At 70.3% G+C, this 20,745-nt stretch carries 17 protein-coding genes and 1 pseudogene; 3 read left to right on the forward strand and 15 right to left on the reverse strand.

Annotation, left to right across the window (positions count from 1 at the left end):
• Window positions 1-3 precede the first annotated feature (3 nt).
• The gene (locus ACWDZ7_RS16630; protein WP_451797605.1) at window positions 4-462 is read right to left on the reverse strand and encodes a DUF948 domain-containing protein; all 459 of its coding nucleotides are present in this window, start codon (window positions 460-462) and stop codon (window positions 4-6) included.
• Window positions 463-650: 188 nt separating this feature from the next.
• Between ACWDZ7_RS16630 and ACWDZ7_RS16635 the strand changes: the two are divergent.
• Window positions 651-2,748: pseudogene (locus tag ACWDZ7_RS16635) on the forward strand (ATP-binding protein).
• 22 nt (window positions 2,749-2,770) lie between these two features.
• Here the strand turns inward: ACWDZ7_RS16635 and rpsD are convergent.
• From rpsD to ACWDZ7_RS16660, 5 genes are all read right to left on the reverse strand, one after another.
• The gene (gene rpsD / locus ACWDZ7_RS16640; protein WP_125511570.1) at window positions 2,771-3,385 is read right to left on the reverse strand and encodes a 30S ribosomal protein S4; all 615 of its coding nucleotides are present in this window, start codon (window positions 3,383-3,385) and stop codon (window positions 2,771-2,773) included.
• Window positions 3,386-3,728: 343 nt separating this feature from the next.
• The gene (locus tag ACWDZ7_RS16645; protein ID WP_451797606.1) at window positions 3,729-5,087 is read right to left on the reverse strand and encodes a replication-associated recombination protein A; all 1,359 of its coding nucleotides are present in this window, start codon (window positions 5,085-5,087) and stop codon (window positions 3,729-3,731) included.
• A 46-nt stretch (window positions 5,088-5,133) separates the two neighbouring features.
• The gene (locus tag ACWDZ7_RS16650) at window positions 5,134-5,775 is read right to left on the reverse strand and encodes a vitamin K epoxide reductase family protein (RefSeq protein ID WP_451797607.1); all 642 of its coding nucleotides are present in this window, start codon (window positions 5,773-5,775) and stop codon (window positions 5,134-5,136) included.
• 102 nt (window positions 5,776-5,877) lie between these two features.
• Entirely contained in the window at window positions 5,878-7,140 is a 1,263-nt protein-coding gene (gene hisS, locus ACWDZ7_RS16655) for a histidine--tRNA ligase (protein WP_451797609.1), read from the reverse strand.
• A gap of 13 nt (window positions 7,141-7,153) precedes the next feature.
• Window positions 7,154-7,867, reverse strand: coding sequence for an MBL fold metallo-hydrolase (locus ACWDZ7_RS16660; RefSeq protein ID WP_451797611.1), 714 nt, complete (start codon window positions 7,865-7,867; stop codon window positions 7,154-7,156).
• 173 nt (window positions 7,868-8,040) lie between these two features.
• Here ACWDZ7_RS16660 and ACWDZ7_RS16665 point away from each other — a divergent pair, with 173 nt between their 5' ends.
• The gene (locus ACWDZ7_RS16665; RefSeq protein WP_451797612.1) at window positions 8,041-8,865 is read left to right on the forward strand and encodes a peptidylprolyl isomerase; all 825 of its coding nucleotides are present in this window, start codon (window positions 8,041-8,043) and stop codon (window positions 8,863-8,865) included.
• Between the two features lie 134 nt (window positions 8,866-8,999).
• Window positions 9,000-10,232 carry a DUF349 domain-containing protein gene (locus ACWDZ7_RS16670; RefSeq protein ID WP_451797614.1) on the forward strand — a complete coding sequence of 411 codons (1,233 nt, stop codon included), beginning with the start codon at window positions 9,000-9,002 and terminating at the stop codon, window positions 10,230-10,232.
• A gap of 69 nt (window positions 10,233-10,301) precedes the next feature.
• On the opposite strand, the gene ACWDZ7_RS16675 is transcribed toward ACWDZ7_RS16670, so the two are convergent.
• From ACWDZ7_RS16675 to ACWDZ7_RS16715, 9 genes are all read right to left on the reverse strand, one after another.
• Window positions 10,302-12,857: a RelA/SpoT family protein gene (locus tag ACWDZ7_RS16675; RefSeq protein WP_451797615.1), complete on the reverse strand. Its 2,556-nt coding sequence runs from the start codon at window positions 12,855-12,857 to the stop codon at window positions 10,302-10,304.
• Window positions 12,858-13,126: 269 nt separating this feature from the next.
• Window positions 13,127-13,675: an adenine phosphoribosyltransferase gene (locus ACWDZ7_RS16680; protein WP_451797617.1), complete on the reverse strand. Its 549-nt coding sequence runs from the start codon at window positions 13,673-13,675 to the stop codon at window positions 13,127-13,129.
• Window positions 13,672-14,796, reverse strand: coding sequence for a protein translocase subunit SecF (gene secF, locus ACWDZ7_RS16685; RefSeq protein ID WP_451797618.1), 1,125 nt, complete (start codon window positions 14,794-14,796; stop codon window positions 13,672-13,674). The genes ACWDZ7_RS16680 and secF overlap by 4 nt, the downstream gene beginning before the upstream one ends.
• Window position 14,797: 1 nt before the next feature.
• A complete protein-coding gene (gene secD, locus ACWDZ7_RS16690; RefSeq protein ID WP_451797620.1) occupies window positions 14,798-16,621 on the reverse strand; it encodes a protein translocase subunit SecD in 1,824 nt (607 codons plus the stop codon).
• 165 nt (window positions 16,622-16,786) lie between these two features.
• Entirely contained in the window at window positions 16,787-17,260 is a 474-nt protein-coding gene (gene yajC, locus ACWDZ7_RS16695) for a preprotein translocase subunit YajC (RefSeq protein ID WP_451517348.1), read from the reverse strand.
• Window positions 17,261-17,457: 197 nt separating this feature from the next.
• Window positions 17,458-18,555 carry a Holliday junction branch migration DNA helicase RuvB gene (gene ruvB, locus ACWDZ7_RS16700; RefSeq protein ID WP_451797621.1) on the reverse strand — a complete coding sequence of 366 codons (1,098 nt, stop codon included), beginning with the start codon at window positions 18,553-18,555 and terminating at the stop codon, window positions 17,458-17,460.
• Between the two features lie 50 nt (window positions 18,556-18,605).
• Window positions 18,606-19,217, reverse strand: coding sequence for a Holliday junction branch migration protein RuvA (gene ruvA, locus ACWDZ7_RS16705; RefSeq protein WP_451517346.1), 612 nt, complete (start codon window positions 19,215-19,217; stop codon window positions 18,606-18,608).
• Window positions 19,214-19,789 (reverse strand): crossover junction endodeoxyribonuclease RuvC, encoded by a 576-nt coding sequence (gene ruvC, locus ACWDZ7_RS16710; RefSeq protein WP_451797791.1) that lies wholly within the window; start codon window positions 19,787-19,789, stop codon window positions 19,214-19,216. Before ruvC ends, ruvA begins: the two co-directional genes overlap by 4 nt.
• A 134-nt stretch (window positions 19,790-19,923) precedes the next feature.
• Complete coding sequence (locus tag ACWDZ7_RS16715; RefSeq protein ID WP_451797622.1) at window positions 19,924-20,682, reverse strand: YebC/PmpR family DNA-binding transcriptional regulator; 759 nt, start codon at window positions 20,680-20,682, stop codon at window positions 19,924-19,926.
• Window positions 20,683-20,745 lie beyond the last annotated feature (63 nt).

The raw sequence follows: 20,745 nt of genomic DNA on the forward strand, positions 1-20,745 counted from the left end.
GCGTCAGTCCCTCTTACTCCGGTCGTCCCGCTTCTTCCGGCGTGCGGACGGGACCGTGCGGCCCACGATCACGGTACGACGGGGCGGCTTGGCGGGCATTTCGTTCGCTTCGGGGCCGGTCTTGCGGCTGATGGCACGGCGCACGCCGTAACCGAACGCGGCCACCTTGACGAGCGGGCCGCCGAAGGTGGAGGCGACCGTCGTGGACAGCGCCGACGCGTTCGACGTGACCTCCTGGACGTCGGTGGCGATGGCGTCGACGCGGTCGATCTGCGTCTGCGCGGAGCGCACCGCGGATGAGGCGTCCGCCAGGAGGGGCACCGCCTGCTCGGTCACGTCCGCGACGAGCTTGGTGGTCGCCCTGAGCGTCTGGGCCAGCCTCGCCAGTGCCACCGCGAGGAAGGAGACCAGGATCGCCCAGAAGACGGCCACCAGGACCCCGGCAACCTCTCCACCGGACACTTGGCACCGCTCCCTGAGACATCGTCGAGACATCATCCCTGAGAGACATCGTCCCTGAACATCGAAAAGTCGTCCCCCGAGCCTATCGCGCCGGGGCGCTTCGTCCGTACCGCATTCCCGCTCGCCGCCACAGGAGTTGCCTCCGGTAACTGTACGGAGCGCATCCGGATGAGTACGCTCCGTATCTCATGCGACTCTCTCGGCCCGGCAATCTCCCCTGGGAACTGAACGCCTTCATCGGGCGCACCGCCGAACTGACGGAGCTGGCCGCGGCGTTGGACGCCGGACGGCTGACCACCGTGACCGGGGTCGGCGGGGTCGGGAAGTCGCGCCTCGCCGTGCGGGCCGCGGCGGGGGCCCGGCCGCGCGACGGCGCCTGGCTGGTGGACCTCACGCCGCTGCGGGACGCGCACCTGGTCGAGCACGCCGTGGCCGAGTCCCTGGGGCTGACCGACCACACGAGCAGGCCGCCGCGCCAGGTGCTGCGGGAGCATCTCGCGGAGCGCGAACTCCTTGTCGTCCTCGACGGATTCGAACACCTCGTGGAGGCGTGCGCATCGCTGGTGCGCGATCTGCTCCTGCACTCCCCCGGGCTCCGGGTGCTCGCGGCGGGACGCAGGCCGCTGGAGACCGAGGGCGAGCGGCTCCTCGCGCTCGCGCCGCTGCCCGAGGCTGAGGCGGCCGCGCTCTTCGCCGACCGGGCGGCGGCCGGGCTTCCCCGCTTCAGCCTCGACGACGGCAACCGCGAGGACGTCCTGGAGCTGTGCCGGCGCCTGGACGGCATTCCTCTCGCCGTCGAGCTGGCGGCGGGCCGGCTGCGGGCGCTCTCCCCCGCGCAGCTGCTCTCCCGGCTCGACGACCGGTTCCGGCTGCTGACCGGCGCCCGCCGCGACGTACCGCCCCGTCATCAGACGCTGCGGACGGCCATCGGCTGGAGCCACGAGCTGTGCGCCCCGAAGGAGCGGCTGCTGTGGGCGCGGCTGTCGGTGTTCGCCGGGCAGTTCGACCTGGAGGCGGTCGAATACGTCTGCGCCGGGGACGGGCTGCACGCCGACGACGTGCTCGGCGTACTGGAGGAGCTGATCGCGCAGTCCGTCGTGAACCGTGAGGAGGGGCCCGCGGGCGTGCGCTACCGCATGCTCGACACGGTCAGGGCGTACGGCGCCGACTGGCTGGAGGCCGCGGGCGAGGTCACGTGGCTGCGGCGCAGGCACCGCGACTGGTACATGGGGCTCGCCACCTGGTGCGAGCTGGAGTGGTTCTCGCCGCGCCAGCCGGAGGTCGCGGCCCTCGTCGACGTCGAACTGCCCAATCTGCGCGTCGCGTTGGAGTTCTGCCTGACCGAACGGGGCGAGGCCCACCTGGGGCAGCACCTCGCGGGCACGCTCTGGTTCTGCTGGGTGGGCTGCGGGCGCCTCGCGGAGGGCAGGCACTGGCTCGACCGGGCGCTGGAGCCGGACGGCGGCCACGAGGACTCGCGGCTCAAGGCGCTGTGGGTGCTCGGTTACGTGGCGGTGCTCCAGGGCGACACGGCCGCCGCCCTGGCCGCGCTGCACGAGTGCCGCGACGGCGCCGAGCACGCGGGCAGTGCGATCGCGGCGGCCTACGCCGAGCACCGCATCGGCTGTCTGGCCCTGGTCACGGACGACGTCCCGCGCGCGGAGAAGCTGCTGCGCTCGGCGCTGGAGCGGTACCGGGAGATCGGCGAGCTCAACAGCAATGTCCTGATGGGCCAGGTCGAACTGGCCATGGCCCTGGCGTTCCGCGGCGAGCTCACCGCCGCCGTGGAGCTGTGCGAGGACGTACGCCGGATCTGCGAGGACCACGGCGAGCGCTGGGCCCTCGCCTACGCCCTCTATGTCCTCGGGTACGCGGCGTGGACCCGCGGCGAGGCGGAGCGGGCGCGCGAGCTGCTCGCCGAGTCGCTCGACCTCGACCACCGCTTCCACGATCTGCTGGGCACGGTCCTGTCCATCGAGCTGCTCGCGCTCTTCACGGCGTCGGAGGGCGATCCGGCGGAGGCGGCGGTGCTGCAGGGCGCCGCGTCCCGCATCTGGCCCTCGGTGGGGCTGCCGCTGTTCGGCTCGGGCAACTTCGGCGGGCCGCACGCGCTGTGCGAGGAGCAGGCCCGTGCGGCGCTCGGTGACGAGCGGTACGAGGAGTGTGTGCGCGTGGGGGCGGGGCTCGGTCTGGACGCGGCGGTGTCCCGGGCGCTGCGCACGAGCCCCGTGAACGAGCGAACCCGCCGCCTGCCCCGCCAGGAAGGGCGGGGAGACGACGGGCTGAAGCAGGGTGAGCTACGTCCGGGTCAGCGGGCGTAGTACTCGACGACGAGCTGCTCGTCGCAGATCACGGGGATCTCCTTGCGGTTCGGGTCGCGGTCCAGGCGGAAGGCCAGGGCCTTCAGGTTCACCTGGAGGTAGCGCGGGATCTCGCCGTCGGGGGCGAAGCCACCCTCGCGCGCGACCTGGAACAGCGGCTTCTCGCGGCTGCGCTCGCGGACCATCACGACGTCGTCGGGACGGACGCGGTACGACGGCTTGTCGACCTTGCCGCCGTTGACCTCGATGTGGCCGTGCACGACCATCTGGCGGGCCTGGTAGATCGTGCGGGCGATGCCCGAACGCAGAACCAGGGCGTCGAGACGACGCTCCAGCTCGATGACCAGGGCCTCACCGGTCTTGAGCTGCGTCTTGGACGCACGCTCGTAGGCACGGACGAGCTGGCGCTCGGAGAGGTCGTACTGCGCGCGCAGACGCTGCTTCTCCAGCAGACGGACCTTGTAGTCCGAGTTCTGCTTGCGCCCACGGCCGTGCTCGCCCGGCGGGTAGGGGCGGGCCTCGAAGTACTTGACGGCCTTCGGGGTCAGCGCGATGCCGAGGGCACGCGACTTCTTGACCTTGGGGCGGGACTGGTTCGGCATGAACCAACCTCTCTGTTCATTGTGAAATCGGCTTCACCAGTGGTTAGGGGAGGTCGCATCCGCAGCCTGGGAAACCCGGCTCGTCCTGATGGACGGGCCCGGCAGCCGCTCCCTGGTCTGGGCACTATGTGCAGCACGCGAGTGGCCCACCGACCGATTCCCGGGGCTCCGGGGTGGTGGTGGGCTGCCCGCGACACCTTTCGACGGTGCGCGACGCTCCTGGATCCCCGATGCCTCGCGGCGGTGGGGTTCCGGCTGGATGTCCCGATCTGGTGGCGTCCGGTACGGGACCGGACACGGGACGCAGCACTTCGGGCAAGTGTACCCGCTGCGGCGAGATGCCTCAGCCCTCGGGCTGCTCGCCCTTGAGCCGGGCGCGGACCCGCTCGACCACGTCGGCGTACCGCGCCTCCGCCCCGTACCTCGTGGGCTGGTAGTAGCGCTTGCCGTCGATGGTGTCCGGCGCGTACTGCTGGGCGGCGATGCCGCCGGGGACGTCGTGCGGGTACACGTACCCCTGGGCGTGGCCGAGCTTGGCCGCGCCCTTGTAGTGGCCGTCGCGCAGGTGGGGCGGGACGGGGCCGGCGAGGCCGCCGCGGATGTCGGCCTGGGCCTGCTGGATCGCGATCGTCGCGGCGTTCGACTTCGGGGCCAGGGCGAGGGCGATCGTCGCGTGGCTGAGGGTGAGCGCGGCCTCCGGGAAGCCGATCATGGCGACGGCCTGCGCCGCGGCGACCGCGGTGGGCAGGGCGGTCGGGTCGGCGAGGCCGATGTCCTCGCTGGCGGAGATCATCAGCCGGCGGGCGATGAAGCGGGGGTCCTCGCCCGCCTCGATCATGCGGGCCAGATAGTGCAGGGCGGCGTCCACGTCCGAGCCGCGGATGGACTTGATGAGGGCGCTCGCGACGTCGTAGTGCTGGTCGCCGTCACGGTCGTACTTCACCGCGGCCCGGTCGACGGACTCCTCCAGCGTCTGGAGGGAGATCTCCCGCTCGCCCTTGGCGAGTGCCGAGCCCGCGCCCGCCTCCAGGGCGGTGAGCGCGCGCCGGGCGTCGCCGCCCGCGATGCGCAGCAGATGCTCCTCGGCCTCCTCGGGCAGCTCGACCGCGCCGCCGAGGCCCCGCTCGTCGGTGAGCGCCCGGCGCAGCAGGGCGCGCAGGTCGTCGTCCGTGAGCGGTTCGAGGGTGAGGAGCAGGGAGCGGGAGAGGAGCGGGGAGATGATCGAGAAGTACGGGTTCTCGGTGGTCGCCGCGATCAGCGTCACCCAGCGGTTCTCGACGGCCGGCAGGAGTGAGTCCTGCTGGGCCTTGCTGAAGCGGTGGATCTCGTCGAGGAAGAGGACGGTCTCCTTGCCGTGGCCGCCCATGGCCCGGCGGGCGCCGTCGATGACGGCGCGCACCTCCTTCACGCCCGCGGTGATCGCGGAGAGCTCGACGAAGCGCTTGTTCGTGGCCTTGGAGACGACGTACGCGAGAGTCGTCTTGCCGATGCCGGGCGGGCCCCACAGGAAGACCGAGGAGGGTCCGGCGGGGCCGCCGCCGTCGCCGACGAGGCGGCGCAGGGGCGAGCCCCGCTTCAGCAGATGCTGCTGGCCGACGACTTCGTCGAGGGTGCGCGGGCGCATCCGGACGGCCAGGGGGCTGCTGGACGGGTCCTTCTCCTGGCGGTCTTCGGCTGCGGCGGTGAACAGGTCGGGCTCCACGTCCAGAACCCTATGTCACGCCACTGACAATCCCGCCGGGCGCGGGTCAGGCCCAGAGGTCGGCGCCCCAGCGGGTGAGGATCAGCATCGCGATGACGCCGGTGTGCATCACCGGCAGCGCCCAGGTGAAGTCCGCGAGGAAGCTCTTGGCCCAGCCCGGCGCGGGCAGGAAACCGGCCCGGATGTTGAAGGACGTGACGTACCAGAACATCAGGAGCGTGGCGATCCAGGCCAGGGTGCACCAGAGGCAGAGGGCGTTGATGTGGTAGAGCGACTGGATCATCAGCCAGGTGCAGAAGCCCACACCGAAGAGCATGCCCGCGTTGAACGTGAGCCAGTACCAGCGCGGGAAGCGGGCCCGGGCGAGCAGGCTCATGCCGACGCAGATCACGACGGCGTAGGCGGCCAGTCCCAGCATCGGGTTCGGGAAGCCGAACGCCTCGGCCTGCTCGCTCTTCATGATGCTGCCGCAGGCGACGACGGGGTTGATGCTGCAGCCCGGCTGGAAGTTCGGGTCCTTCAGGAGCTCGAACTTGTCGATGGTGATCACCCAGGAGGCGAGCAGACCGGCGGCGCCCGTGATCACCAGAAGCAGGGCGAGCGCACGGCTCGCGCCGACGGCACGTGGAGCGTCCACGTGCTCCTCGCGGTCCAAGGCGTCGTCCTTCGCTGACATCGTTTTGGTCATCACGCCGTTCCGTCGCTCGAGGTGGCCTGCGGGCACGCACATTGTGCCGCACGAGCCTGTGTGCCCACCGTCCGTTGGGCACACAGGCCGGAAGAGGCTCGGTTACGCCAGCTTGCCCGTCAGGACCGCGACGACCTCGTCCACCGGGACCGCCTCCTGCTCGCCGGACTCCATGTCCTTGAGCTGCACGACGCCCTCGGCGAGATCGCGCTCACCGGCGACGACGGTGAACCGCGCGCCGCTGCGGTTGGCGTTCTTCATCGCGCCCTTCAGGCCCTTCCCGCCGTACGAGAAGTCCGCCGCGACCCCGGCCCTGCGCAGCTCCGTCACCTTGGCGAAGAGCACGCGGCGCGCCTCGTCGCCGAGCGGTACCGCGAACACGCTGGTCGGCGGAGGCAGTTCGAGCTCGACGCCCTCCGCCTCCAGGGCGAGCACCGTGCGGTCCACGCCGAGCGCCCAGCCGACCGAGGGCAGCGAGGGGCCGCCGATCATCTCGGACAGGCCGTCGTAGCGCCCGCCGCCGCCGACCGCGGACTGCGAGCCGAGGCCGTCGTGGACGAACTCGAAGGTCGTGCGGGTGTAGTAGTCCAGGCCGCGGACCAGCTTCTCGTCGTCCTCGAAGACGACGCCCGCCGCCGTGATCAGCTCGCGGACCTGCTCGTGGTACGCCTTGCACGCGTCGCACAGGGAGTCGCGCAGCGACGGGGCGCCCACGAGCTGCTTCTGGACCTCGGCGCGCTTGTCGTCCAGGACGCGGAGCGGGTTGATGTCGACACGTCGACGTGTCTCCTCGTCCAGGTCGAGGCCGCGCAGGAAGTCCTGGAGGACCGCCCGGTAGACGGGACGGCACTCCTTGTCGCCCAGCGAGTTGAGCAGGATACGGAAGTTCCGCAGACCGAGGGCGCGGTACGCCTGGTCGGCGAGGATGATCAGCTCGGCGTCGAGCGCCGGGTCCTCGGCACCGATCGCCTCGGCGCCCACCTGCGAGAAGTGCCTGTAGCGGCCCTTCTGGGGGCGCTCGTAGCGGTAGTACGAGCCGGAGTACCAGAGCTTGACGGGGAGGTTGCCCGCCTTGTGGAGGTTGCCCTCCAGCGCCGCGCGCAGCACGGAGGCGGTGCCCTCGGGGCGCAGCGCCAGCTCGTCGCCGCCCTTGGTGGTGAAGGCGTACATCTCCTTGGTGACGATGTCGGTGGACTCACCGACACCGCGCGCGAACAGCTCGACGTTCTCAAAACCGGGCGTTTCGATGTAGCCGTAGCCGGAGTTGCGCAGCGGGGCGGCGATCGCCTCGCGCACCGCCAGGAACTTCGCGGAGTCCGGGGGAAGCAGGTCGTACGTGCCCTTGGGGGCCTTGAAGGTGCTCACGGGAGTTCTCTCGTCACATTCCTCGTCGCGGGGCGGACGTGTGGTCCGCGCCCAGGCCGGCGGCCACCTGCCGCAGATACGGGTTGGTGGCGCGCTCCTGGCCGATGGATGTCTGGGGGCCGTGGCCGGACAGCACCACGGTCGAGTCGTCGAGCGGCAGGCACACGCGGGCCAGCGACCGGAGGATCTCGGGGTGGCTGCCGCCGGGCAGGTCGGTGCGTCCGATGGAGCCGGCGAAGAGCAGATCGCCCGAGAAGAAGACCGAGGGGATCTCGGCCGTCTCGGGCATCTGGAAGGTCACCGACCCCTTCGTATGGCCCGGCGCGTGCGCGACGGAGAAGTCGAGGCCCGCCAGCCTCAGAGCGGCGCCGTCGGTCAGCTCCCGCACGTCGTCGGGCTCCCCCACCGTGAGCTCTCCCATGAGCGGCATCCCGATGGAACGGCCGAGAGCCTTCTCGGGGTCGCTCATCATGTACCGGTCCGAGGGGTGGATCCAGGCGGGGACGTCGTGCGCTCCGCAGACCGGGACGACCGAGGCGACGTGGTCGATGTGGCCGTGGGTGAGGACGACCGCGACGGGCTTGAGCCGATGCTTCTTGAGTGCGTCCTCGACTCCCTGGGCGGCCTGGTGGCCCGGGTCGATGATCACGCACTCCTCGCCTGCGGCGGGGGCGACCACGTAGCAGTTGGTGCCCCAGGCCCCGGCGGGGAACCCGGCAATGAGCACGATCGTCCTTCGTTCGTCGTCCGGCGGGAGGGGCCGCGGACCCCCGGCGGGAGATCGCGGCAGATCAGAGCCTACCGGCGCTGCCGATTCCACAGCTAACCCATATACGGTACGGGCACATTCAGACGGTCCCGAAGGGGTCCGAGGGAAACGGGAAATGGGGAGAGAACCCGGTGGTCAGCAGCGATCAGCGGCGGCGGCAGCTCGCCCGGGAGAAGTTCGAGCGTCAGCAGCAGCGGCGGGAGGCCGCGCGGCGCAGGGCGCGGATGCGCAACGGCGTGATCGCGGGGGCACTCGCGGTGGTGGTGGCGGGCGGCGCGGTGTCGTACGCGGCGGGGGCCTTCGACGGCGGAGGTTCCACGAAGGACGACGCGACCGCGGAGCCCACCAGCACACCGAAGGACCCCTGCGAGAAGGCGGCGCCCGGCAAGGTGAAGCCGCTGAGCTTCAAGAAGGAGCCGGCGCTCGACATCGACAGGTCCGCCGACTACACGATGGACCTGAGGACGACGTGCGGCGACATCGCGCTCGACCTCGACGCGGCGAAGGCCCCGCACACCGTCAACTCCTTCGATTTTCTGGTGAACAAGGGCTACCTGGACCACACCAAGTGCCACCGTCTCACCACCGGTGGCATCTACGTCCTGCAGTGCGGCGACCCGAAGGGCACCGGCGAGGGCACTCCGGGCTACTCGATCCCGGACGAGAACCTCAAGGACAAGCGCCTGAAGGGGAACGTGTATCCGGCGGGCACGGTCGCCATGGCGAACCAGTACAACGCCAAGACGAAGAAGGGCCGCGACACCGGCGGCAGCCAGTTCTTCCTCGTCTACCAGGACAGTCAGCTGCCGCCCGACTACACACCGTTCGGGACCATTTCCGATTCCGGGATGAAGGTGCTCAAGAAGATCGCCGCCGCCGGGGAGAGCACCGGGCAGGGCGACGGCGCGCCGAACGCGACGGTCGTCATCGACAAGGCGACCGTCACCAAATCCTGAGCCCCGCCAGGCAAACTTCGGTCGTGCGGGATGCGGACAGCCGCCCCGCCGGTCGCCTATGTTGGCGGTGACGAAACTGTGGACGATGCCGGGGGCCCGAACGCCCTGCGCAGGCATCATGTGGAGGAGGCGCTGTGAGCAGCGACCCGTGGGGCCGCGTCGATGAGACGGGGACCGTGTACGTGCGTACGGCCGACGGCGGCGAGCGAGTGGTCGGTTCGTGGCAGGCAGGATCTCCGGACGAGGCCCTGGCCTACTTCGAGCGCAAGTACGACGGTCTCGTCGTCGAGATCGGACTTCTCGAGCGCCGGGTGAAGACGACCGACCTGTCGGCCAAGGACGCGATGACCGCCATCGACCACCTGCGCCAGCAGGTCGACGAGGCGCACGCGGTCGGCGATCTGGACGCCCTGAGCAAGCGGCTCGACAAGCTGGTGGAGACCGTCGAGGCGCGCCGCGAGGAGCGCAAGGTCCAGAAGGCCAAGCAGTCCGACGAGGCGCGGAACGCCAAGGAGGCCCTGGTCGTCGAGGCCGAGGAGCTGGCCCAGAGCGAGCAGTGGCGGGCGGCCGGTGAGCGGCTGCGGGCCCTGGTGGACACCTGGAAGGGCCTGCCGCGCCTGGACCGCAAGTCGGACGACGAGCTGTGGCACCGCTTCTCGCACGCCCGCTCGGCGTTCTCCAAGCGCCGCAAGGCGCACTTCGCCTCGCTGGACGCGCAGCGCGAGGAGGCCCGCAAGGCCAAGGAGAAGCTCGTCGGCGAGGCCGAGGCGCTGTCCAGCTCGACGGACTGGGGCCCGACGGCCGCGCGGTACCGCGAGCTGATGACCGACTGGAAGGCGGCGGGCCGCGCCCAGCGCGAGCACGAGGACGACCTGTGGAACCGCTTCCGCGGCGCCCAGGACGTGTTCTTCGCGGCGCGCAGCGCGGTCTTCGCGGAGCGCGACGCCGAGCAGTCGGAGAACCTGAAGCTCAAGGAGGAGCTGGCCGAGGAGGCCGAGAAGCTCGTCCCGGTGACGGACCTGAAGGCGGCCCGCGCCGCCTTCCGGTCGATCAACGAGCGCTGGGAGGCCATCGGCCACGTCCCGCGCGACGCGCGACCCAAGGTCGAGGGCCGCATGCACGCCGTGGAGCGGGTGCTGCAGGAGTCCGAGGAAGCCGAGTGGCGCCGCACGAACCCGGAGGCACGGGCTCGGGCCGAGGGCCTGACGGGGCAGCTGCAGGCGGCGGTGGACAAGCTGACGGAGCAGATCGACAAGGCTCGCACCGCCGGCAACAACTCCAAGGCCGACAAGCTCCAGAAGGAACTTGACGGCCGTCAGGCGCTGCTCGACCAGGCTCTCAAGGGTCTGCACGAGTTCGGCGGCTGACAGCCTTCACGACACATGGGTCCGCCCCCGGCGCAGAAGCGCCGGGGGCGGACCCATGTGTGACAGGAGTCAGGGTCTGCGCGTCGACGTCACCCGGTACACGTCGTACACGCCTTCCACTCCCCTGACGGCCTTGAGCACATGCCCCAGGTGCTTGGGGTCACCCATCTCGAAGGTGAAGCGGGACGTGGCGACGCGGTCGCGCGAGGTCTGCACGGCCGCCGACAGGATGTTCACGTGCTGGTCCGAGAGGATGCGTGTGACGTCGGAGAGCAGGCGCGAGCGGTCGAGGGCCTCCACCTGGATGGCGACCAGGAAGACGGAGGACTGGGTGGGCGCCCACTCGACCTCCAGGATCCGCTCGGGCTCCCGCGAGAGCGAGTCGACGTTCACGCAGTCGCTGCGGTGCACCGATACACCGCTGCCGCGCGTGACGAAGCCGATGATGGGGTCGCCGGGGACGGGCGTACAGCAGCGGGCCAGCTTGACCCACACGTCCTCGACGCCCTTGACCACGACGCCCGGGTCGGCGTTGGAGCGGCGCTTGCTGCGGCCGCGCGAGGGCGGCGCGCTCTCGGCGATGTCCTCGTTGGCGGCCTCCTCGCCGCCGAGGGCCTGGACGAGCTTCTGCACGACGGACTGCGCGGTGACGTGTCCCTCGCCGATCGCCGCGTACAGCGACGAGATGTCGGGGTAGCGCATCTCGTGGGCGAGCGTGACCAGGGAGTCGCCGGTCAGGATCCGCTGGATGGGCAGGTTCTGCTTGCGCATGGCGCGCGCGATGGCGTCCTTGCCCTGCTCGATGGCCTCGTCGCGGCGCTCCTTGGAGAACCACCCGCGGATCTTGTTGCGTGCCCGCGGCGACTTGACGAAGCCCAGCCAGTCACGGGACGGGCCGGCGCCGGCGGCCTTGGAGGTGAAGACCTCCACCAGGTCGCCGTTGTCCAGGGTCGATTCGAGCGGTACGAGGCGGCCGTTGACCCGCGCCCCTATGGTGCGGTGGCCGACCTCGGTGTGCACCGCGTACGAGAAGTCGACGGGGGTGGCGCCCGCCGGAAGCGCTATGACGTCGCCCTTCGGCGTGAACACGAAGACCTCGTTGCGCGACAGGTCGAAGCGCAGCGATTCGAGGAACTCGCTGGGGTCCTCGGTCTCCTTCTGCCAGTCCAGGAGCTGGCGCAGCCACGCCATGTCGTTGAGGTGGTCGTCCTTGCCGGTCTTCCTCGGTACGTCCGTACGCACCTTCGAGGCGCCGGCGACGGCTTCCTGCTTGTACTTCCAGTGCGCGGCGATGCCGTACTCGGCGCGGCGGTGCATGTCGAACGTACGGATCTGGAGCTCTACGGGCTTGCCGTTGGGTCCGATGACCGTCGTGTGCAACGACTGGTACATGTTGAACTTCGGCATCGCGATGTAGTCCTTGAACCGGCCGGGGACCGGGTTCCATCGCGCGTGGACCGTGCCGAGCGCCGCGTAGCAGTCGCGGACCGTGTCGACGAGGACACGGATCCCCACCAGGTCGTAGATCTCCGCGAAGTCGCGGCCGCGGACGATCATCTTCTGGTAGACGCTGTAGTAGTGCTTCGGGCGTCCGGTGACGGTGGCCTTGATGCGGGCGGACCGGAGGTCGGCCTGGACCTCGTCGGTCACTATGGCGAGGTACTCGTCGCGCTTGGGGGCACGCTCGGCGACCAGGCGCACGATCTCGTCGTACATCTTGGGGTAGAGGATCGCGAAGGCGAGGTCCTCCAGCTCCCACTTGATGGTGTTCATGCCCAGGCGGTGGGCGAGCGGCGCGTAGATCTCCAGGGTCTCGCGCGCCTTCTTCTCCTGCTTCTCGCGCTTGAGATACCGCATCGTGCGCATGTTGTGCAGGCGGTCGGCGAGCTTGATGACCAGGACGCGGGGGTCCTTGGCCATGGCGACGACCATCTTGCGGACGGTCTCGGCCTGCGCGGCCTCGCCGAACTTGACCTTGTCGAGCTTGGTGACGCCGTCGACGAGCAGGGCGACCTGGTCGCCGAAGTCACGCTTGAGGGTGTCAAGGCCGTACTCGGTGTCCTCGACGGTGTCGTGCAGCAGCCCGGCCATCAGGGTGGCCGGGTCCATGCCCAGCTCGGCGAGGATGGTCGTCACGGCGAGCGGGTGCGTGATGTACGGGTCGCCGCTCTTGCGCTTCTGGCCGCGGTGCCAGCGCTCGGCGACCTGATAGGCCCGCTCGATCTGGCGGAGCGTCGACGTCTCGATCTTGGCGTCGTTGCTGCGCACTATCCGCAGCAGGGGCTCCAGCACCGGGTTGTACGGGTTCGAACGCTGGACGCCGAGCCGGGCGAGACGGGCCCGCACGCGGTTGGAGGAACCGTAGCGCGCGGGCTGGCCGGTGGCGGGGCGGATCGCGGGAGCCGTCGGGTGGTGGTCCGCGGGCGGCTGCGGGCGCGGCTGCTCGGCCGGTTTGTCGCCCCGGGAGACCTCCGACTGGGCGCGCTGCGCGGACGTGCCGCCCTGCGTGCCTTCCGCCTTCTTCGCGGGCACTGCGGGCACTGCGGGCGCGCCGGAGCCCGCCGAGGCCTCCTTGCCCGTCTGGGCGGCCTTGGCGGCGGTGAGTGGCTGGGACTCGTCTGGCAAGAGCGCTCCCTGTGCGCGATCGGGGTCCCCCGGACAGGCCCCGACGTACCCATGGTATCGATCCTGGGCCCTCGGCTGCTCTTCGGCCGGTGAGACAGCTCTGTACTGGAGAAACGCGTGGGACGAAGCGACGATTCCCCTTACGGTGCCGGTCCGGGGCCGTCCCGGGCCGGGACAGGACCGGCCGGAGCGGGACAGGACCGGCCGGGAACGGCGACGGGCGCCCCGGCCGGTGCCGGGACGCCCGTCGTCCTGTCCTGCGCGCCGTCTCAGACGGTGATCAGCGCCTCGAGCGCGGCCCCGTCGAGAGCCTGCTCAAGTCGCTGCCGTCCCCCGAGGAACGCCAGCTCCATGAGGACCGCGACCCCGGCCACCTCGGCGCCCGAGCGCCGGATCAGCTCCAGCGAGGCCCCGGCGGTGCCACCGGTGGCGAGGACGTCGTCGATGACCATGACGCGGTCGCCCGCCTCCAGGTCCTCGGCGTGCACCTCGATCTCGGCGCTGCCGTACTCCAGGTCGTAGCTCTGCCTGAGCGTCGCGCCGGGGAGCTTGCCCGCCTTGCGTACGGGGATGAAGCCGAGCCCGGCGCGGAGCGCGACGGGGGCGCCCAGGATGAAACCGCGTGCCTCCAGGCCGACGATCTTCGTGGCGCCGTGCCGCACGCTGAGGTCGGCCAGCGTCTCAGTGAGCGCCGCGAACGCGGCCGGGTCGGCCAGGAGCGGGGTGATGTCCTTGAACATCACGCCCGGCACCGGGTAGTCCGGGACGTCACGGATGCGGCTGAGCAGCAGCTCCGTGACGCCTGCGGGCTCGGTCATCGGCGCTTCCCCGACGGGCGGCCCCTGCCGCGGCTGCGCGAGGCGGGCTGGGCCCGCGGGCCCACGACGGCCGGTGCGGTGTCGTCGGGGACGCCGTCCTGCGGCTCGTCGTCGTCCTCGAACTCCGGCGCCTCCGCCGACTCCCCCTTGGCCGCGGCAGCCGCGCGCTTGGCGAACACCCGCTTCTTGAGGGCCTTCAGCTGCGGCTCGCGCTCCTTGAAGTCGGCGACGAGCGGCGTGGCGATGAAGATCGAGGAGTACGCGCCGGCCGCGAGGCCGACGAAGAGCGACAGCGAGATGTCGTTGAGCATGCCGGCGCCGAGGACACCACCACCGATGAACAGCAGGCCCGCCACCGGGAGCAGCGCGACGACCGTGGTGTTGATGGAGCGCACCAGGGTGCCGTTGATGCTGCGGTTGGCGATCTCGCTGTAGGTGAACCGGGTCTGCTTGGTGATGTCCTTCGACTGCTCCTTCAAGCTGTCGAAGACCACCACCGTGTCGTAGAGCGAGTAACCGAGAATGGTCAGCAGACCGATCACCGTGCCGGGCGTGACCTCGAAGCCGACCAGCGCGTACACACCCACGGTGATCGTGATGTCGTGGATCAGCGCGATCAGTGCCGCGAGGGCCATGCGCCATTCGAAGGCGATGGCCAGGTAGATCACCACGAGGACCATGAAGATCGCCAGGCCCTGCCAGGCCTTGGCGGCGATCTGCTCGCCCCAGCTGGGGCCGACCAGGTCGGCGTTGATGTCGTCGGCCTTGACGTCGAGGTCCTCGGCCAGCGCCTGCTTGATCTGGTCGGACTTGTCGATGTCCACGCCGGCGATCTGGATGCGCATGGCGTTGTCGCCCAGCTTCTGGACGATCGCGTCATGGCCCGAGGCCTTCTCCGCGGCCTCCTCGGCCTGCGCGACCGAGACGCTCGTCTTCGGGGTGTTGAAGACGGCGCCGCCCTCGAACTCGATGCCCATGTTCAGGCCGCGCACCGCCAGGCCGACGATGGCCGTGATGGTGATCAGTATCGAGACGGCGTACCAGATCTTGCGCTTGCCGACGAAGTCGTAGCCGACCTCGCCGCGGTAGAGCCGGGCGCCGAGATTACCGAGCTTCGACACCTCAGGCCTCCTTCGGGTCGACGGGGCCGGCGGATGAACCGGGGGCACGGCGGGTCCGGCGGATCGGGGGCTTGATCCCGAGCCGCTTCGGGTCGAAGCCGGACCACTTGTGGCCGCTCGCGAAGAACTTCTTGCGCGCCATCAGCGTCATCAGCGGCTTGGTGAAGAAGAACACCACGACGACGTCGAGCAGCGTGGTCAGACCGAGCGTGAACGCGAAGCCCTGCACCTTGCCGACCGTCACGACGAAGAGCACGGCGGCGGCGAGGAACGACACGAAGTCGGAGACCAGGATGGTGCGCCGGGCACGCGGCCAGGCCCGCTCGACGGCGGGGCGCAGCGTGCGTCCCTCGCGGACCTCGTCGCGGACGCGTTCGAAGAAGACGATGAACGAGTCCGCTGTGATGCCGATGGCGACGATGGCGCCGCAGACCGCGGGCAGGTTCAGCGCGAAGTTGATGGTCGGGCCGAGCAGCGTCATGATCGTGTAGGTCAGCGCCGCGGAGACCAGGAGGCTCGCGATGGCGATGAGCGACAGGCCGCGGTAGTACACCACCAGGTAGATGACGACGAGCGCGAGGCCGATGGCGCCCGCGATCAGACCCGCCTGAAGCTGCTCGCCGCCGAGGGCCGGGCTGACCGTGGTGACGCTCTGCTCGTGGAAGGTGAGCGGCAGGGCGCCGTACGACAGGATGTTCGCCAGGTCCTTGGCGGAGTCCTGGTTGAAGCTGCCGGAGATCTCGGCGTTGGTGGTCAGCGTCGTGTTGACGCTGGGGGCCGAGACGACCTCGCGGTCCAGGACGATCGCGAACTGGTTCTGCGGGGGCTGCTGCGTCGAGAGCTTGCTCGTGACCTTCCCGAACTTCTTTCCGCCGCCCTTGGTGAAGTCCATGTTGACGACCCAGGCACCGGTCTGCTGGTTGATCGTCGCCTGGGCCTTGTCGACGTCCTTGCCGTTGACCTCGGCCGGGGCAAGGATGAACTTGTCCCACGTCTTGCCGTCGGGGCTCTTGCCGCAGGCGATGGTCGGGGCGGACGGCTTGACGCCCTTGCCGGCCTCGGCGCGGGCCTTCTTGTCCGTGCAGTCCAGCTTGGTGAACTGCTCCTGGAGCTTGGCCGTGGCCGGGTCCGTGGACGGCGTGGGCGAGGGCTTCTCGTCCTTCTTCTTGTCGTCGTCCTTGGCGTCGCCCGAAGGAGTCGGGTCTGCCTTCAGGGCGTCGCTGACGGCGCGGCCCTGAGGGGTCGCGGTGGCGGTCGGGGAGGTGGCCTTGTCGGTGGCCTTGTCCGTCGCCTTGTCGGTGGCCTTGTCCGTCGCCTTGTCGGTGGCCTTGTCCGTCGCCTTGTCGGTGGCCTTGTCCTTCTCCTTCTCCTTGTCCGTTCCGGACGGGGAGCTGGCGGACGGCTCGGGAGTCGGGCCGCTGGGGGCCTGAGTGATCACCGGACGGAAGTAGAGCTGAGCGGTCGTGCCGACCTGCTCGCGCGCCTGCTTCTCGTTCGTCCCCTTGGGGATGTTGACGATGATGTTGCGATCGCCCTGGGTCTGGACCTCGGCCTCGGAGACACCCAGGCCGTTGACACGGTTGTTGATGATGTCAACGGCCGTGTTCATGTTGGTCGGGTTGATCGCGTTCGCCTGGCCCGGCTCGTTCCTCGCCTCGAGCGTGATGCTCGTACCACCCGCGAGGTCGATGCCCAGGCGCGGTGTGGTGTGTCCGGAAAGGAACATTCCCCCGGTCAGCGCCACGAGGGCGATCAGGATGAAGGCCAGTGCGCGACCCGGCTTGCCCGGCGCGCTCTGCCTTCGGCCCTTCTTCGGTGCTGCCACCTTCTCGTTCTCCCTGTCCAACCGCCCGGCATCCGGTCCGGCCCCGAACCGTGCGGGGAGGAACCGGGCGGGCGGCCATGAAGTGGTGTCGAGATTCGGCGCGAAATGCACGTGGTCCGGGGCCCGTGGTGCGCGAGCGGCGCACCCCACGGGCCCCGGTCGTGACTACTTCGCGTCGGACTCGCCGTCGGTCTTCTTCGGCTTCGCGTCGTCGGCGGTGCCGGCCTCGTCGGCCGCGTCCTTCTTGCCGAGGTCGATGCGCGAGTCGTCGGAGGCGTCGGCGGCGGGCTCGTCGGTCTCGGTCAGGGAGGAGGCGTCGTCCGGAACGACGGGGGCGTCCTCGTTCAGGTTGTCCTCGGTGCCGTGCACGATGCGGTTGTACTCGTCGTCGGCCAGGACCGCGCCGATCGAGTTCTTCGCGTAAACCGCGTGGACACCGGGGGCCACCTCAAGGAGGACGGCGTCGTCGTGGACCTCCTTGACGGTGGCGTACATGCCGCCGATCGTGCGGATGCCGGTGCCGGGCTGCATGTCGTTACGCATCTGCGCGGCGGCCTGCTGCTTCTTCTTGGCAGACCGGGTCATCAGGAACATGGCCCCGATGAGCACGATGAAGGGGAGGAGGGTCACGATATTCACGGGACGGAGTTTCCTTCGCACGACCGCGCGGGTAAGCGGCCTGATGGATGGGGGTGGGCACGCCGCCCGCAAAGGCGGCGTCGGCGGAGTCTAAGCGAGTCCGCGCCTAAGGAACAACGCTCAGCATGGCACCGCAGTTCCTGACCGGTCGACTATCCGCGCCGTTGTCCTTCGGCCACGGCGCTGTCTCGCCGATATCACGTCCCGAACAGGTCCTGCTGTCCCTTTCCGCCCGTCTGCCGCGGGGGCACCAGGCCGAGGTGCGCCCATGCGGCGGGCGTCGCGACGCGGCCCCGCGGGGTGCGGGCGAGCAGGCCCTCCCGCACCAGGAAGGGCTCCGCCACCTCCTCGACCGTCTCGCGCTCCTCCCCCACGGCGACCGCGAGGGTCGACAGGCCGACGGGGCCGCCGCCGAACAGCTTGAGCAGGGCTTCCAGGACCGCGCGGTCGAGGCGGTCCAGGCCGCGTCCGTCGACCTCGTAGACCGCGAGGGCCGCGCACGCGATGTCGCGGTCGATCACGCCGTCGGCCTTGACCTGGGCGTAGTCCCGCACGCGGCGCAGCAGACGGTTGGCGATGCGGGGCGTGCCGCGCGAGCGGCCCGCGATCTCGGCGGCGCCGGCCGGGTCGATCTCCACGTCGAGCAGCTGGGCGGAGCGGTGGACGACCCGCTCCAGCTCCGCGGGTTCGTAGAACTCCATGTGCGCGGTGAAGCCGAACCGGTCGCGCAGCGGCGGCGGCAGCAGGCCCGCGCGTGTGGTGGCGCCGACCATGGTGAAGGGCGGCAGTTCGAGCGGGATGGCGGTGGCGCCGGGGCCCTTGCCGACGATGACGTCGACGCGGAAGTCCTCCATCGCCATGTAGAGCATCTCCTCGGCGGGCCGCGACATGCGGTGGATCTCGTCGAGGAAGAGGACCTCGCCCTCCTGGAGGGAGGAGAGGATCGCGGCGAGGTCGCCCGCGTGCTGGATGGCGGGGCCGCTGGTGATGCGGATCGGGGCGCCCATCTCGGCGGCGATGATCATCGAGAGGGTCGTCTTGCCGAGGCCGGGGGCTCCGGAGAGCAGGACGTGGTCGGCGGTGGCGCCGCGCGCGCGGGCCGCCCGCAGGACGAGGTCGAGCTGCTCGCGGACCTTCTCCTGGCCGATGAACTCGCCCAGGTCCTTGGGGCGCAGGGCGGCCTCGACGGCCTGGTCCTCGCCGTCGGCGACAGAGTCCACCAGCCGCTCCGCGGCGGGCCCGACGAGCCGCTCGGCCGCCCCGGCAGCTTCGTCGGTTGTGTCGTCCCAGTTCATGCGGTGTGCCTCGCGATGCGGTTCAAGGGGGCCAGGGCGTACGGGAGTGGCTAGCGGGTGCGGTTCAGGGTCTGGAGCGCGGCCTTGAGGAGCCGGCCGACCTGCGGCGTGCCCTCGGTGGCCTCGGCCTGCGGGGTGACGGCGGCGACGGCCTCGTCGGCCTCGCGTGTGGCGTACCCGAGGCCGATGAGCGCGGCGTGCAGCTGGTCGCGCCAGCCGGAGGTGACGGCCGTGCCGATGGCCGGGCCGCCGGTGCCGAGCGGCTCGCCCAGGCGGTCCTTGTACTCCAGGAGCAGCTTCTGGGCGCCCTTCTTGCCGATGCCGGGCACGGCGGTCAGCGCCTTCTCGTCACCGGTGGCGACCGCACGGCGCAGGGCGTCGGGGCTGTGCACGGCGAGCATGGCCTGGGCCAGTCGGGGGCCGACGCCGCTCGCGGTCTGCAGCAGCTCGAAGGTCTGGCGCTCGTCGTCGTCCGCGAAGCCGTACAGGGTCAGGGAGTCCTCTCGTACGACCAGAGAGGTGGCGAGCTTGGCCTGCTGGCCGACGCGGAGCGTGGAGAGGGTGTTCGGCGCGCACTGGACGGTCATGCCGATGCCGCCGACCTCGACCACCGCGGCATCGGGGGCGAGGGCGGCGACGGGGCCGCTGACGAAGGCGATCATGCGGTACGGCCTTTCTGGGCTGTGGGGGTTCTCGACGCGTGCGGGGCCGCGGCCTGCTGGAGGCGGTTCCGCTCGACGGCCTGCTGGAGACGGTTCTGCGCGGGGGCGCGCCAGATGTGGCAGATGGCCAGGGCCAGGGCGTCCGCGGCGTCGGCGGGCTTGGGTGGTGCGTCGAGCCGCAGCAGCCGCGTCACCATGGCGCCCACCTGGGCCTTGTCGGCGCGGCCGCTGCCGGTGACGGCGGCCTTGACCTCGCTGGGGGTGTGCAGGGCGACGGGAATGCCGCGGCGCGAGGCGCAGAGCATGGCGACGGCGCTGGCCTGGGCGGTGCCCATGACCGTGCGGACGTTGTGCTGGCTGAACACCCGCTCCACGGCGAGGACTTCGGGGCTGTACTCGTCGAGCCACCGCTCGATGCCCTGCTCGATGGCGACGAGGCGGTGGCCCAACTCCGCGTCGGCGGGCGTGCGTACGACCCCGACGGCGCGCATGGTCAGGGGGCGACCGGCGACTCCGTCGACAACCCCCACTCCGCACCGGGTCAGACCCGGGTCCACGCCCAGCACCCGCACGACAGCCCCCACTTCTCCGCTCATCTGTTTGTGCAGGCTATCGGCTCGCACTGACAACGCGACGGGCCGGCGGGGAGCGTGTCCCCTGCCGGCCCGTCGGTGAAGGCGCGTCACTCCGTCGGCGAAGGCGCGGCTCAGGCGTCCACCTGGGCCATGACCTCGTCGGAGACGTCGAAGTTGGCGAAGACGTTCTGCACGTCGTCGCTGTCCTCCAGGGCGTCGATCAGTTTGAAGATCTTGCGGGCGCCGTCCTCGTCCAGCTCGACCTGCATGGTCGGGACGAAGTTGGCGTCGGCCGAGTCGTATTCGATGCCGGCCTCCTGGAGCGCGGTGCGGACCGCGACCATGTCGGTGGCCTCGCTGAGCACCTCGAAGCTTTCGCCGAGGTCGTTGACCTCTTCGGCACCGGCGTCCAGGACCGCGCCGAGCACGTCGTCCTCGCTCAGCTCGCCCTCGCCCTTGGGGACGATGACGACACCCTTGCGGTTGAAGAGGTACGAGACGGAGCCCGGGTCGGCCATCGAGCCGCCGTTGCGCGTCATGGCGACGCGTACGTCGGACGCGGCGCGGTTGCGGTTGTCGGTGAGGCACTCGATGAGCACCGCGACACCGTTCGGGCCGTAACCCTCGTACATGATCGTCTCGTACTCGGCTCCGCCGGCTTCGAGACCCGCGCCGCGCTTGACCGCGGAGTCGATGTTCTTGTTCGGGACCGAGCTCTTCTTGGCCTTCTGGATGGCGTCGAAGAGGGTCGGGTTACCGGACACGTCGGCGCCGCCCGTGCGGGCGGCGACCTCGATGTTCTTGATCATCTTCGCGAAGAGCTTGCCGCGCTTGGCGTCGATCACGGCCTTCTTGTGCTTCGTCGTAGCCCATTTAGAGTGGCCGGACATCTGCCTGTCTCCTTCGCGTTACCCAACAACCAGTAAGAACTCTCCCAGACCTTAAGGCCCCGG

The sequence above is a fragment of the Streptomyces sp. NPDC003032 genome (assembly GCF_053591415.1).